This window comes from Bradyrhizobium sp. AZCC 2230, from assembly GCF_036924495.1.
Lineage (GTDB): Bacteria > Pseudomonadota > Alphaproteobacteria > Rhizobiales > Xanthobacteraceae > Bradyrhizobium > Bradyrhizobium rifense.
In genome coordinates this window covers 8,385,067-8,399,733 of the sequence record NZ_JAZHRS010000001.1, presented here as the reverse complement: position 1 = coordinate 8,399,733, position 14,667 = coordinate 8,385,067, and the positions used below count along the sequence as shown (strand labels likewise).

Genomic DNA, 14,667 nt, shown 5'->3' with positions numbered 1-14,667 from the left:
TCAGTCCGCCGATCCGGTTTTGGCGGCAGTCGTTGTGCCGCTCTTGGTCTGAGCAGCAGCGGCGCGCGCATCCGCCGCCGGCACTGCTGACGCAACCAGCGGCTTCTCGTCGACCAGCGCGCCATCGAACAGGCGCGACTGCCCGGCCACCACGATCCTGTCTCCGACGTTGAGGCCTTCGGAGACCACGGCACTTGCATCGCCGCCCTGACTGACCTTGATCGGCCTGGCGCTGACCTTGCCATTGTCGCCGATGACATAAGCGAACAGGCCGGACGGCCCGTGCTGCACGCCATCCTGCGGCACGACGATGACCTGCTTGAGCGTGTCGACCAGCATCCGCGTGGTGACGGACAGACCGGGCCACAGCGCGTTGTCCTTGTTCTCGAAACGCGCCTTCAGGCTGATGGTGCCGGTGGCCTGGTTCACCGAATTGTCCATGACCGCGAGCCTGCCCTGCGACAGCGTTTTGGTTCCGTCCGACGTCAGCGCCTCGACGGGCACTTCGCCGCCTTGGAAGGCCTTGACGATGGCCAGCAATTGGTCTTCCGGTTCGGTGAACTGCACGGCAATCGGCTGCAGCTGCGCGATGGTGACGATGCCCGTGGTATCCGCGGCATGCACGATGTTGCCGGGATCGACCAGGCGGAAACCCATGCGTCCGCTGATCGGCGCCTTGATCGAGGTGTAACCGAGATTGGTCTGCGCATTGTCGATGGCCGCCTGGTCACCCTTCAGCTGCGCAGTCACCTGGTCGACCAGCGCCTGCTGGGTATCGAGGTTCTGTTGAGTCTCGAATTGCTGCTTCGCGAGCGTCTGAAAACGCTGCAGGTTCAGCTGGTCGTTCCTCAGATTGGCCTCGTCCTGCGCCTTCTTCGCCACCGCCTGCTCCAGAGCCGCGGTAAAGGGGCGTTGATCGATCTCCAGAAGCGGATCGCCCTCCTTCACCATCTGCCCCTGCTTGAAGAAAACCTTCGTGATCTGGCCGTCGACGCGACTCTTGATCGTCACCGTCTTGAACGGCGAGACGACTCCGAGACCGTAAGTGTGCACGGGAAAGTCGCTCTTCTTCACCTCGAGCGAGGTGACGGGAATTTTCGTCGCGGGCTGATTGGAAGCGCCTTGAGCCGCTGCAGCGACGGGCTTCACGCTCCCGACGAGCTCATACCATGCGCCGTACGCCACTGCGCCTGTTGCGAAGATTCCAAACAGCGTGAGGCTGAGCTTCGGTCGCCTTGTCATATCCATGGCCATCTGACTGTCTGTGCCTGCGTTCAGGTGAATCGATTGCTCGCACGTGAACGCACTGGTTGGTGTCGAAGTATCGCGGACGGGTTCGCGACCGCAAAATAACGATCGCGTGCGACTTTCTGTACAATTCGTCATGTTCGCGCGTCGCGACAACGCAATTGACCGGATGCAGCGACAGATCGAAAACGAGCAACGCGAGGCGAAGAAACAGACAGGAACGATATGGACGGTCGTCAAGGATCGCAGCCCGCATCACGCTGAATTGCACTGGCGATCAGGAAATTTAACGAACGCTCATTTCGAGTCGGGCCTTATCATCGACGTGTTGATGGCAACGCGAATTGTCATTCGAGGCGCAAGATGAGGGCCAGTCAGCCGAACCTCGGGGGAAATGTCATACCGTTTCGAAAGCGATCGGGAGACGAGAGAGCTCCGGCTGACGATGCGCGCTCGGAGAATATCTTGCGCATGCTCGACCTCTCGAAGTTCGAACAGGATCGCCGCGCCATCGACAATGGCGCGACCATGCGTTCGAACATCGCCGCAATGGTTCTGCTCGGGCTTCTCGTCTTCATTGCGACCGAGGATTTTTACAGGTTAGAGCAATCGAATTTAAGCCTGCACAAATGGGAGTGCATGAACTGAAGGGCGTTCGCCATCGATCGGCGGCGTAACGGGCCCGAAAGACACGAATATCGCTCCCCGGAGCTAACCCCTCCCCATTGGCACCCTCCCCCCAATCGTGTAACCCGGCCAAAACCTGTGCCGGGACGGGACGCTGATGAGTGCGGTTGCCAATAATGAAGCGGGACATGGCACCCGCGCGCTGATCCTTGCGCTGGTGGCGCTGGCCTGCGGGCACATGCTGTCGACCTTGCTGCGCACCATCCCGGCGCTGAGCCTGGATCTGATGGCGGCGGATTTCCGCGTGCAGCCGCAGGCGCTGGCGAGCCTCACCTCGGTCTATCATTTCGCCTTTGCGGCGTCGCAGATCCCGGTCGGCGCGGCGATGGACCGCTTTGGCGTGCGGCCGGTGTCGCTGAGCCTGCTTGCGGGAACGATCATCGGCGCCATTGCGTCGGGCTTTGCGACGGAGCCTGAGAGCTTTGCCTTCGGGCAGTTGCTGCTGGGCATCGCCACTTCGGGCATGCTGATGTGCCCGATGACGCTCGCGGCCAAGCAATTGTCGGCGGCGCGGTTCGGCCTGTGGTCGGGCGCGATCCTGTCGATCGGCAATATCGGCATGCTGCTGTCGTCGAGCCCGCTCGCCTTCGTGGTCGATCATTATGGCTGGCGCGCGGGGTTCTGGATCGCCTCAGCCGGCGGCGTCGTGGTGGCGCTCGCCGTGTTCGCGCTGGTGCCGAACCAGCCGGCCGAGCACAAGGACGATGCCTCGCCGCTGTCGCAGATGATCGAAGTGCTCAGGCTCGGCCTGTCGCGGCCGCTGCGCGGGCTGATCGCGCTGGCGCTGGTGTCGCTGGCGACCTCGCTGGTGCTGCGCGGATTGTGGGGCGGGCCGTGGCTGATGGAGGTCAAGGGATTGACGCGGGTCGAGGCGGGAAACCAGCTCGGCGCCTACACGCTGGCGATGATCGCGGGCCCGCTGTGCATCGGCATGATCGACCGCAGGATCGGCCGCCGCAGGGAGCTCGTCGCCGGCGCGCATACGGTCTCGGCGCTGCTGGTTATGCTGATGGCGCTCGGTGCGCCGCATTATGCGGTTGCATGGCTGTTCGGCGTGCCGGTCATGCCGCCGCAATACGATCTCGTGCTGTTCGTGCTGATTGGCCTTGCGACCTCGGCCCAGCCACTGCTGTTCGGCATGTGCCGGCAATTGGTCGACGCGCAGACCGCCGGCAAGGCGCTGGCGGCCGTGAACCTCGCCTTCTTCCTCGGCACCGCCCTGATGCAGTCGATCACCGGCGCTGTCGCCGCATTCGCGGGGCTTCCGGCGGTGCTGCTGTTCATGGCGGCTGCGCTGCTGGTGGGGGTGATGATCTTTTTGACTTACACCTCTGCGCATTCGTAGGATGGGTGGTTCGAGCATCAAGGGAATTCAATTCATGCCTGTCGACACCAAAGCCGCCACCGACCGTCTCATGCGCTTCCTCGCCGTGGAAGGCGTCACCGGACAGGAGGCGGCGATCGGGCGTGAGCTCACCGCCGCACTGAAGGAGAGCGGCGTGCCGGCCAAGGCGATCCGGCTCGATGATGCCAACACCCGCATTCCCGTGCCGACCGAGACCGGCAATTTGATCGTCGACCTGCCCGGCCGCGGCGCGCTGCACAACCAGCCGCGCATCATGTTCATGACCCACATGGACACCGTGCCGCTCTGCGCTGGCGCCAAGCCGAAGAAATCCGGCCGCAAAATCGTCAACGAGGCCAAGACCGCGCTCGGCGGCGACAATCGCTGCGGCTGCGGCGTGCTGGTGACCTTGGCGGCCGAGCTCGAAAAACAGAAGCTCGACCATCCGCCGATCACGCTTCTGTTCTGTGTGCGCGAGGAGAGCGGGCTCTACGGCGCGCGCCACGTCAAGCTGGACGAGCTGGGCTCGCCGGTGATGGCCTTCAACTATGACGGCGGCTCCGCTTCCAACGTCGTGATCGGCGCGGTCGGCGCCGACCGCTGGAGCGTCGAGATCTTTGGCCGCGCCTCGCATGCCGGCGTCGCACCGGAGCGCGGTATCTCCTCGACCATGATCATGGCGCTGGCGCTGGCCGACGTGAAGGCCGGCGGCTGGTTCGGCAAGGTGGTGAAGGGCAAGGGCGCGAGCGCGCGGCTCGGCACCAGCAATGTCGGCCCCGTCACCGGTGGCGAGGGCCGCCCCGCGGGCGACGCCACCAATGTCGTCACCGATTACGTGCATGTGCGCGGCGAAAGCCGCAGCCATGACGGAAAATTCTTCAAGGAGATCACCAAAGCCTACAAGGCTGCGTTCGAGAAGGCGGCCAAGACGGTGACGAATGCGCAGGGCAAGTCCGGCAAGGTCAAGTTCAAGGCCGAGACCGACTATTTCCCGTTCCGCATGAAGGACAGCCAGCCCGTCATCAAGCGCGCGATCGAGGCAGTGTCCGCGGTCGGCGGCACGCCGAACGTCCGCGCCGCCAATGGCGGTCTCGATGCCAACTGGATGGTCCGCCACGGCGTTCCCACCGTGACCTTCGGTGCCGGGCAAAACGAAGCGCACACGATCGACGAGTGGATCAATCTCGACGAATACGATCGTGCCTGTGCGTTGGCGCTGCAACTTGCGACGATGCGCTGAGGCGCGCTCGTAGGGTGGGTTAGCCCCGCGGCTGCGCGAAAGCGCAGTTCGCGCGGCGTAATCCACCGCTTCTGCCGCCGCGGAGAATAAGGTGGTGGGTTACGCCGAGCAGATGCACTTCGTGCATCCGCTCAGCTAACCCACCCTACGAACCAAAAAGAAAAAGTCGGGAGGCCACATGCCGCGCATCGCAAATATCGAATCCGCGCTCTACCGGATCCCCCTCCCCGTTACGCTGTCCGACTCCACCCACGGCGAGATCGCGGCGTTCGAGCTGATCAGCTGCCGCATCCGCGATGCCGATGGCGCTGAAGGCACAGGCTACACCTATACGGTCGGGCGCAATGGCGGCGCGACGGCCGATATCCTGAAGCGCGAGATTCCGCCGCTGGTCGAAGGACGCGAGGCTGACGACACCGAAGCCGTCTGGCATCACGTCTGGTGGGGCCTGCATTATGGCGGTCGCGGCGGGCCTGCGGTGCTGGCGCTGTCCGCGCTCGACATCGCGCTGTGGGATTTGAAGGTGCGGCGCGCGAAATTGCCGCTGTACCAGTTGCTCGGCGGCTTCGACGCGCACGTGCCGTGCTACGCCGGCGGCATCGACCTCGATCTCTCCGTCGAGGCACTGTTGAAGCAGACCGACGGCAATCTCGCAAAGGGGTTTCGCGCCATCAAGATGAAGGTCGGCCGGCCCGATCTCAAATCCGACGTCGCGCGCGTCAAGGCGATGAGACAACATCTCGGCGACGGCTTTCCGCTGATGGCGGACGCCAACATGAAATGGACGGTCGAGGATGCGATCCGCGCCGCCCGCGCCTTCGTTCCTTACGACCTGACCTGGCTCGAGGAGCCGATCATCCCCGACGATGTCGCCGGACACGCGCGCATCATGCAGGCCGGCGGCGTGCCGATCGCGGCGGGCGAGAATTTGCGCTCGCTGTGGGAGTTCAAGAACTACATCGTATCAGGCGCGGTGTCCTATCCCGAGCCCGACGTCACCAATTGCGGCGGCGTCAGCGCCTTCATGAAGATCGCGCGGCTGGCGGAGGCGTTCAACCTGCCCGTCACCAGCCACGGCGCGCATGACATCACCGTGCATCTGCTCGCGGCCTGCCCGAACCAATCCTACCTCGAGGCGCACGGCTTCGGGCTCGACAAGTACATCGAGCATCCGCTGGTGCTCGAGGACGGCAAGGCGCTGGCGCCGGCCCGCCCGGGGCACGGCATCAGCTTTGACTGGAAGGGGCTGGCGAAGTTGGCGTGACACCCATCGTCCGTCATTCCGGGGCGCGACGAAGTCGCGAGCCCGGAATCCATGCGGCCGCGGAGATTGCCGCACGATGGATTCCGGGTTCGCGCCAAGAGGCGCGCCCCGGAATGACGAGAGACTGGCGCGCGTTGGTGCACGCGAGGCATTCCAAGGGGCTTGATGCGGGGCGCGGATAATCGGCTAGAGTGACGTCAGCTGACACCATTCGAGAGAGCTGCGCCTTGACCCCTGAGCTGCACCAAAAACTGACCGCGTGGCGCCAGCATCTGCATGCCCACCCCGAACTGTCCTTGCAGGAAAAGGCGACCGCGGCCTTCGTGCAGGAAAAACTCACCGAGCTCGGCATTCCCTTCGAGGCCGGTATCGGCGGCCATGGCGTGGTCGCGACGCTGACGCGCGGATCGGCCGAAGGGCGCGTCGGCCTGCGCGCCGACATGGACGCGCTGCCGATCACCGAGGATACCGGACTTGCCTACGCCTCGAAAACGCCCGGCGTGATGCACGCCTGCGGACATGACGGACACACCGCCTCGCTGCTCGGCGCGGCTGCGTTGCTGGCCGCGGACACCGACTGGAGCGGCACCGTCGATTTCATCTTCCAGCCCGCCGAAGAGGGTTTTGGCGGCTCGCGCGCGATGGTCGCGGCCGGGCTGTTCGAGCGGTTCCCGATGGACCGCATGTTCGGTTTCCACAACTGGCCGGGCCTGGAGGCCGGCACCATCGCGGTTCATGACGGCGTGGTCATGGCCTCCGGCGGACGTGTCACCATCACCATCGAGGGCCATGCGGGACACGCCGGCATGCCGCATCTGACGCGCGATCCCGTGATGGCGGCCGGCCATCTGATCGTGGCGCTGCAATCGATCGTGTCGCGCAGCGTCGATCCGCTGGACACCGCCGTGCTCTCGCTGTGCACGATCGAGGGCGGCACCGCGCCCAATCAAATCGCCGGCAAGGTCGTGATCCGCGGCACGCTGCGGCATCACCGCAACGACGTGAAGGACGTTCTTCTCGCGCGCATCGCAGACATCTGCGCCGGCGTCGCCACGAGCTTCGACGTCAAGGTCACGCCCGACATCGTCATGGGCGTCGGCGTGACGATCAACACGCCGGAAGAAGCCGGCTTCGCGCGCATGGCCGCGGACATGGTGCGGGCACCCCTGCGGCGCGACCTCGCGCCCAGCATGGCCGGCGAGGATTTCGCCTTCTATCTCCACCATCGCCCCGGCGCGTTCGTCTGGATCGGCAACGGACCCTTGCGCGACGGCGCCGAGCTGCACGGCCCGCGCTACGATTTCAACGACGCGATCCTCCCCGTGGCATCGACCTGGATGGCCGAAGTCGCCAAGACGGCGCTGTCGGCGAACTGAGGCCCGTGGCTCCCCCGGATCGGTTGCGCTAGGGTAGGAACTCGTTCGAACCAGCGAGATTCGGATGAACCGGCGCGAATTCGTTTTGGGGTTGACGGCGGCAACCGCGTTGGCGGGCGTGGCGTCGACGGCCGCAGCCGCGGAAGGCCGGCGGGTCGCGCTCGTCATCGGCAACGGTGCCTACAGGAACGTGCCCGCACTGCTCAATCCGCCGAACGACGCGAGCGACATCGCCGCGGCGCTGAAGCGGCTTGGCTTCACGGTCACCGTGTCTACGAACGCCGGCTTCGACGACATGCGCCGCAGCCTGATCGCGTTGGGGCGAGACGCCGCCGGCGCCGAGATGGCAGCGGTGTATTTCGCCGGCCATGGCATGGAGATCAACGGCGAAAACTGGCTGATCCCGATCGACGCAGACCTGAAGCGGGACACGGACGCGGCCAATGAAGCCATCAATCTGCAAAGCGTGATGTTGCAGGTGTCCAACACCACGAGCCTTGGCCTCGTCATCCTCGATGCCTGCCGCAACAATCCGTTTGCGGCCCGGATGAATCGTTCGATCGCCACGCGAGCAGCCACCACGAGCGGGCTTGGGCGTATCGAGCCCGTCGGCAACGTTCTCGTCGCCTATGCTGCGCGCGACGGCACCACGGCGCTTGATGGCGACGCGCGCAACAGCCCGTTTGCGGCGGCACTGCTGCGCAACATCGAGGTATCAGGCGTCGAGGTGACGTTCATGTTCCGCAATGTCCGCGACGACGTGATGGAGGCGACCCGCAACGAACAGCAGCCGTTCGTCTATGGTTCGCTGTCGCGCAAGGCGATCTACCTTGCCGCCCGGCCACCGGCCGGAGCGAAGGAAGCGGCGCCGGCCAGCGCGCTTCCGGCCGTCATCTCCCCTGCTCCACAGCACACGCCGACGTCGCCAGCGATCGATCCCGCTCTGGTCGGCACCTGGGAGATCATGGTGCCGGGCGGCCGCGGGCAGTCGCGCTGGATCTGGCAGATCATGGGCGACGGCACCTACAGATTCCATGCCGAGCCGCAGCGCTCGGCTCGCTCGCACGAAGGCACGATCACCGCCGCGAACGGCCACTGGACCCTGCACGCCCTCAGAGGCCTGTCGAACTACAGCGACGGCGGCGCATACGAGATCCACGATGCGCTGGCAGTGATCACGGGCAAGCTGGGCACCGGCGCCTGGAAGCGCAGCGCCGAGTAAATGCGAATGCGCGCGATGATGCTGCCTCGCCGGGCGAGCTCGCGCCGCGCGGCATCACGGTCAATGTCGTTGCGCCCGCCGCAACGGAGACACCGATGCTGAAGGACCCGACGCGCGCCAATGTCGCGCCAAAACTGCCGCCGATCGGCCGCTTCATTCAACCCGAGGAAGTCGCAGCCGCCGTCGCGTTCCTGCTCTCAGGCGAAGCTGCCGCCATCACCGGCCAGCAGCTCGTGATCTGCGGTGGCAGCTCGCTTCGAAGCTAACGCGGAATGTAGTTTGTTTGAACCGATTTGGGCCGAGGCCTTCACCTCTCCCGAAGGGAGAGGTCGGATCGCATTGGAAATGCGATCCGGGTGAGGGGTTCAGGTCTCACCGGGTGCCGCGCCCCCTCACCCGGATTGCTCAGGCGCGCATTGCGCGCCAAAGCAATCCGACCTCTCCCCGTTGGGGAGAGGTGGACCCGAGCAAGCCGACCGGGCCCAATTTCATTATGCCCTAGCTCACGCCTCGTCGAGAACCTCGAACAATTCCTCGACCATGTCGAACGGGGCATCGCGCGTCTGGCTGTGGTAGACGACGCGATCGCCGTCGCGTTGCAGCGTCTTCCCTTTTGACTTCCGCAGCCGTCCCGGCAGGAACGTTGCGGCCACCGCACTTTGCCCGACGTCGAGGCGAACGATGCCGCGCCGCTTGCAGTCCAGCCGCAGTCGCGCAGCTGCAAAGAAATCGCGGGCGGCCGGCGGCAAGGGTCCGAAGCGGCGGGAGGTTTCCTCCTCGAGATCGTCGAGGCCGTCCTCGCTGGCGCAGCGTGCGGCGCGGGCATAGAGCTCCAGCCGGACTGGCGCGGATTGCACATAGCTCTCGGGAAGCATGTCGGCGACCGGCAGATTGAGGTCGGGCACCCACACCATGGACCTGCCGTCATCGACCTTCTCCGAGGCCATCTTCAGGAGATGGCTGTAGAGCACGGGGCCGAACACCTGGACGTGGCCGGATTGCTGCTCCGAGAACAGATCACCGGCGCCGCGGAGATCCAGATCGCGCTCGCTGATCGCAAAACCTGCGCCCGGCCGGCTGAATTCTTCCAGCACGGCGAGCCGCTTCTCGGACTGCACCGAGGCTGATTCCGTCAGCAGAAATGCGAAGGCGCGGATGCCGCCGCGGCCGACGCGTCCGCGCAGCTGGTGCAGCTGGGCCAGGCCGAAATTCTCGGGCCAGCAGATCACGATGGTGTTGGCGCGCGGGATATCGAGTCCGCTCTCCACGATGTTGGTGGCGAGCAGGACATCGGCCTTGCCCTCGACGAAGGTCATCATGCGGTCGTCGATCTCGTCGGCCGGCAATTTGCCGTGCAGGCAGACGATCTTGAGATCGGGCGCCACCGCCTGCACGCGCGCCAGCATGGGCTCGAGATCCCCGATGCGCGGGCAGATCAGAAAGCTCTGCCCGTGCCGCCGCTGCTCGCGCAGCAGGGCCGACGCGATGGCGGCATCCGACAACGGCGCGATCTTGGTCGCGACCGGAAGCCGGTGCACCGGGGGCGAAGCGATGACGCTCAAATCCCTGAAACCGGCAAGACCCGCGGCGAGCGTGCGCGGGATCGGCGTGGCGCTCATCCAGAGCGTATGCGCATTCTTGGCGAGCCCCGAAAGCTTTGCCTTCTCGGCGGCACCAAAATGCTGCTCCTCGTCGATGATGACGAGACCGAGATCGTCGAACTTGACGTCCTTCGAGGTGAGGGCCTGCGTTCCGACCACGACCTTGATCCGGCCGCTGCGCAAGCCTTCCTTGGTCTCCCGTGTCTCGGCACCGGAGGTGGCGCGCGACAGGCTGCCGACCTCGATGTCGAGCGGCGCAAACCGCTTGCGGAAGGTCGCGACGTGCTGCCGGGCCAGCACGGTCGTGGGCACCGCGATCGCCACCTGCTTTCCGGACAGCACCACGGCGGCCGCGGCGCGCAGCGCCACCTCGGTCTTGCCGAAGCCGACGTCGCCGCAGATCACCCGGTCCATGGGATGGCCGGACGCAAGATCATCCAGCACGTCGTGAATCGCCTTGGCCTGGTCGATCGTCGTGAAATACGGAAAGCGCGCGACGAATTTTTCGTAGGCCGAGCCCGGCGGGACCAGCTTGGCCGCCTTGCGCCGCTTGCGCTGACTGATGTGCCTGGCGAGGGCCTTGCCGGCGAGCTGGATTTCCTGCTCGGCGCCGGTGCGGCGGGCCCACCACGTGCTGCCATCGGCCTTGTCGAGCGCGAGCTTGCCGCGCTCCGTCGAGTAGGGCCACATTTGCGCCAGGTCGGGCGGCGGCACCAGAACCGCGTTGTCGCCCGCAAAGGACAACCTGACCATCTCGCGCAAGGCGCCGCCACCGGTGTTCACGGTCTGCAGGCCGTCGAGCACGGCAAGGCCGCGCTGAAGATGCACGACCACCGTGCCCTGCTCCGGCACGTCGGCATGATCGAACGCCGCGATCCAGCTCCGCGCCATCGGCTGTGGATGATGCGCACGGCTGCCGAGCACGTCACTCGCGGTCAGGACGACATCAGGCTTCTTGCCTGGAATGACGAAGCCGGAATCGAGATCGGCCAGCAGCGCCACGTCGCGATGGCGCGCGCTCCCGGCCTCGTCCCAATCCGCGACGCGCTCCGCTTTCACGCCGCTCATCCGCTCCATCGCGCGTAGGTCTTCCTCCTGCGCGGCGACAAGGATGAGGCGAGCTCCCGCGCGGCGCGTCTCCTCGACGTAGGCGCGCAGGGCTTTGCGGGTGGATGTCAGCTTGGAGAATTCCGGCGTCGGCTGGAACGGCGCGTTGCGCGGCAGCACCTTCATGCCGCGGGTCACCTGCTTCCAGTCGGGGCGTCCCAGATATTCGCGCTCCCGGTCCGCGCGGCTCGCGGCCTCCTCGATCGTGCTCAGCCAGGCATCGGCATGCACCGACACGCCGGCATCCGCGATCCACTTGGCCTTTCCGCAATAGTCGAACAGCGTCGCGCGCTTCGCCCGCGCACCCGCGATGGCGAGCCGCTCCGACATGGGATCGACCAGAAGCTCCTTGGTCTCGAAGATGATGTCGTGCTCTTTCGGATCGAACGCCACGATCCGGCGGATGGCGCGCCCGGAATGCTCCACCCGGAACGGCCCCAGCGCGCCCGCGGGAAATATCTCGAAAGTCTGGCCGTGAAACAGCGCGCCGCCCGGATAATCCGGCTCGTCATCGAGATCATAGCCGAGCTCTTCGAGACGGACCCGAAGTTCGCTTTCGGAGAAACTGCCGCCGACCTTCAGACCCGTGTTCAGACGCAGCAGGCTCGCCGGCGCCGGCAGACGTTCCATCACGGCTTCCGCCGTCGAGACGAGAAAGATCGGCTGCCTGGATTTCGCCAGGCGCCGCAGCACCGAGGCTCTGCGGCCGGCGATTTCGCGCGATGGCTCCAACTGGTCGAACGGCAGGGTGTTCAGCCGCGGAAATACCAGCACTTCGCAGGACGGATCGAGCGCGTGGATGACGCTGCCGAGCCGCTCGGCCCTGTTCTCGCTTTCGGCGAGGAACACGAGACCGCTGTGCCCGGACTCCTTCCACTGCGCCAGCAGATGCAGCGCCATCATGCCCAGCGGCGACGACGACGCGATCGTGGCGCGCTGCGCGCCCTTGCTCGTCTTCGGAGAGCTCTTGCTCAGCGAGCGCCTGCTCGTCGAGCTCTTGGCGGGCGCGCGCTTTTTGGGCGAGCTCTTCTTTGGAGAACTTTTGGCTGGCTGCAGTTTCTTGGAATGACGCACGTGAATCCGTTTCTCGTCGTAGGCAGTCGCTAATGGCACGCGCAGCCGGGTTCGTCCCGATTCGGTCGCGGATGGTCATGCATATGGGACGGGGCGTGCGAACGCGCGCCTCCCAAACACCTCATGCGACACAGACGTCGCCGGCCAACGCAAAAAGCGCGAGGCTAAGCCGCCAGTCATCTAGCAGACGCGCCGGCTCATTTCCACTCTTGTCTCGACGCAGCGACTAAATGATGCCGCTCTGCCGAAGCGCCGCAATCTCGGCGCTATCGTAGCCGAGTTCCGCCAGCACGGAATCGGTATGCTCGCCAAGCGTCGGCGGACGCGTCGCGATTTCACCTGGCGTTTCCGAGAGTCGAATCGCGGCGCGCGCAACCGGTGCCTGCTTCGGCAAGCCGGGATAGTCGACGTCCTGCAAAAACCCGGCGGCGCGAATGTGCGGATGATCCAGCGCCTGCTGCGGGCTCAGCACGGGCCCTGTCGGAATCATCGCCTTGCCGAGGGTGTCGACCGCCTCCTGCGTGGTGCGCTCGGCGCACCAGCGCGCCATCCGCTCGCTGATGATTGGGCCGTTATTGCCGCGGCTGATGTCGTCGGCAAAGCGCGGATCGTTCAGCCACTGCTCTTCCTCGCCCATCAACTTCGCCCAGCGCTTGAACAGCGGATGTCCGGTGACCTGGCACAGCACCCAGCCGTCTTTGGTGCGGTAGATGTCGGCGGGCGCGGCGGTCTGGCCGAGATTGCCGGTTGGAACGCGGTTGACGTTGATGACGGCCTGCTCGATCAGCGTCGCATTGGTGAAGGACAGCGCGGTCGCCAGCAGCGCACCCTCGACGATCTGCCCGCGCCCGGATTTGCCGCGCTCGATCAGAGCGGCCAGCGTCCCGAACGCGCAGTGCAGCGCGGTGCCGAAATCGACCCAGTTCACCGCCGCGCGGTAAGGCGGATTGCCGGCGCCGGTCATATAGACCGAGCCCGACATGACCTGGCCTACGCCATCGAAGCCGACGCGGTCGGACCATGGCCCCGGCCCACCGAACGCAGTCGCGGTCGTCAGGATGATGTCCGGCTTGATCGCCTTGAGTGAGTCGTAGTCGAGCTTCATGGCGCGGAGCGTCTGCGGCGGCAGATTGGCGACGACGACATCTGCCGTCGCCACCAGTTTGCGCATCACCTCCTGGCCCTCCGGCGTCATCGGATCGAGCGTGATGCACTTCTTGTTGCGGTTGACCTGGAGGAACAGGGCGCCTTCGCCGCCTTCGCCGACCGGCGCCACGAAGCGATCCTCGCTGCCCTCGCGCTTTTCGACGCGAATGACCTCGGCGCCGAACTCGGCCAGCAATGTCGCGCAATACGGGCCCGCGATATAGCGCCCGAAATCGAGGACGCGCACGCCTTCCAGAACTCCCCCCATCGACCTCTTCTTCCCCTCTACCTTTCCGGTCAGATTACAGGGAATGGGTGCCACGGCAAGGTGCAGCGCACACGTTGCCTTGTCCTCAAGATCCTGCTCTCAAGATGTGATCATCCAACCGTTTCGGCTGGCGGAAATTCTGCTCTAGTATGGAGCAAGCCATCCCTCCAGCGAGAAGCGCACATCCATGCCGCAACAATTCGATCGATCCGCAGAAGATCTCGGCAACGCCATTCATTTCGAGCACGTCAACATCCAGGTTCCGGACCAACGCCTCGCCACGCTGTTCTACGTCACCGGCCTCGGGCTGACCCGCGATCCCTATCTGATGGTGTCCGACACCAACATGTGGATCAATGTCGGACGAAGCCAGTTTCATCTGCCGAGCGGCAGGGCGCAGGTGCTGCGCGGCCATACCGGGCTCGTCATCGAGGGCCGCGAGGCGCTGCTGGCGCGATTGACCTCGGTCAAAAGCAAGCTCGAAGGCACCGCCTTCGCGTATGCCGAGCATAACGATTATGTCGAAGCGACCTGTCCCTGGGGCAACCGCATCCGCATTCACGAACCGGACGCGGCGCGCTTCGGGCGCATCACGCTCGGCATTCCCTATGTCGAATTCGAGGTGCCGGCCGGATCGGCGCAGGCGATCTGCGCCTTCTATCCGGAGATCATGGGCATGCCGGCGGCCTTGCGCAACGGCGACGGCAAGGTTGCCGCGGTGAAGACCGGCCGCGACCAGCATCTCTTGTTCCGCGAGACCGATCGGCCGCAAGGCGATTATGACGGTCACCATGTGCAGATGTACATCACCGATTTCTCCGGTCCCTACCGCAAGCTGCTGGCGCGCGACCTGATCTCGCGGGAGGACAACCAGTATCAGTACCGCTTCTGCGACATCGTCGAGCTCGACAGCGGCAAGCATCTCTTCACCGTCGAGCACGAGGTGCGCAGCGCGACGCATCCGATGTTCATGCGGCCGATGGTCAACCGCAATCCCGCGGTCAACAACCGCAACTACGCCTATAGCCACGATCAGGCGTCATGGGCGATGGGGCCGGATCAATACGAGGGATAGGCAACTTTCTGGCC

The 14,667-nt window shown here is 65.2% G+C and carries 13 protein-coding genes; 10 read left to right on the top strand and 3 right to left on the bottom strand.

All coding sequences use genetic code 11. The annotated features are described in order from the left end of the window. Complete coding sequence (locus V1280_RS40060) at positions 1-1,242, bottom strand: efflux RND transporter periplasmic adaptor subunit (RefSeq protein WP_334536164.1); 1,242 nt, start codon at positions 1,240-1,242, stop codon at positions 1-3. A gap of 55 nt (positions 1,243-1,297) precedes the next feature. Here V1280_RS40060 and V1280_RS40055 point away from each other — a divergent pair, with 55 nt between their 5' ends. The 8 genes from V1280_RS40055 to V1280_RS40020 all read left to right on the top strand — a co-directional run bounded on the left by V1280_RS40055 (position 1,298) and on the right by V1280_RS40020 (position 8,648). Further along, on the top strand, positions 1,298-1,615 hold the full coding sequence (locus V1280_RS40055; protein WP_334536163.1) for a hypothetical protein: 318 nt from the start codon (positions 1,298-1,300) through the stop codon (positions 1,613-1,615). A gap of 98 nt (positions 1,616-1,713) precedes the next feature. Continuing rightward, a complete protein-coding gene (locus V1280_RS40050) occupies positions 1,714-1,896 on the top strand; it encodes a hypothetical protein (RefSeq protein ID WP_334536162.1) in 183 nt (60 codons plus the stop codon). A gap of 136 nt (positions 1,897-2,032) precedes the next feature. Further along, a complete protein-coding gene (locus tag V1280_RS40045) occupies positions 2,033-3,280 on the top strand; it encodes an MFS transporter (protein WP_334536160.1) in 1,248 nt (415 codons plus the stop codon). Between the two features lie 34 nt (positions 3,281-3,314). Beyond that, on the top strand, positions 3,315-4,520 hold the full coding sequence (locus V1280_RS40040; protein WP_334536159.1) for a M20/M25/M40 family metallo-hydrolase: 1,206 nt from the start codon (positions 3,315-3,317) through the stop codon (positions 4,518-4,520). Between the two features lie 178 nt (positions 4,521-4,698). Continuing rightward, complete coding sequence (locus V1280_RS40035) at positions 4,699-5,784, top strand: mandelate racemase/muconate lactonizing enzyme family protein (protein ID WP_334536157.1); 1,086 nt, start codon at positions 4,699-4,701, stop codon at positions 5,782-5,784. Positions 5,785-6,011: 227 nt separating this feature from the next. After that, positions 6,012-7,160, top strand: coding sequence for an amidohydrolase (locus tag V1280_RS40030; protein ID WP_334536156.1), 1,149 nt, complete (start codon positions 6,012-6,014; stop codon positions 7,158-7,160). 64 nt (positions 7,161-7,224) lie between these two features. Continuing rightward, positions 7,225-8,382, top strand: a complete 1,158-nt coding sequence (locus V1280_RS40025) for a caspase family protein (RefSeq protein ID WP_334536153.1) — start codon at positions 7,225-7,227, stop codon at positions 8,380-8,382. After that, positions 8,307-8,648 carry an SDR family oxidoreductase gene (locus tag V1280_RS40020; RefSeq protein WP_334538530.1) on the top strand — a complete coding sequence of 114 codons (342 nt, stop codon included), beginning with the start codon at positions 8,307-8,309 and terminating at the stop codon, positions 8,646-8,648. The genes V1280_RS40025 and V1280_RS40020 overlap by 76 nt, the downstream gene beginning before the upstream one ends. 237 nt (positions 8,649-8,885) lie before the next feature. Here the strand turns inward: V1280_RS40020 and V1280_RS40015 are convergent, their stop codons facing one another. After that, positions 8,886-11,993, bottom strand: coding sequence for a DEAD/DEAH box helicase (locus V1280_RS40015; protein WP_334536151.1), 3,108 nt, complete (start codon positions 11,991-11,993; stop codon positions 8,886-8,888). On the opposite strand from V1280_RS40015, the gene V1280_RS40010 reads away from it, so the two are divergent. Then, entirely contained in the window at positions 11,992-12,159 is a 168-nt protein-coding gene (locus V1280_RS40010; protein WP_334536149.1) for a hypothetical protein, read from the top strand. The two genes, V1280_RS40015 and V1280_RS40010, sit on opposite strands and share 2 nt — an antisense overlap. A 231-nt stretch (positions 12,160-12,390) precedes the next feature. Here the strand turns inward: V1280_RS40010 and V1280_RS40005 are convergent, their stop codons facing one another. Then, positions 12,391-13,578 (bottom strand): CaiB/BaiF CoA transferase family protein, encoded by a 1,188-nt coding sequence (locus V1280_RS40005; RefSeq protein ID WP_334536147.1) that lies wholly within the window; start codon positions 13,576-13,578, stop codon positions 12,391-12,393. 187 nt (positions 13,579-13,765) lie between these two features. Here V1280_RS40005 and V1280_RS40000 point away from each other — a divergent pair, with 187 nt between their 5' ends. Then, positions 13,766-14,653: a VOC family protein gene (locus tag V1280_RS40000; RefSeq protein ID WP_334536145.1), complete on the top strand. Its 888-nt coding sequence runs from the start codon at positions 13,766-13,768 to the stop codon at positions 14,651-14,653. Positions 14,654-14,667 lie beyond the last annotated feature (14 nt).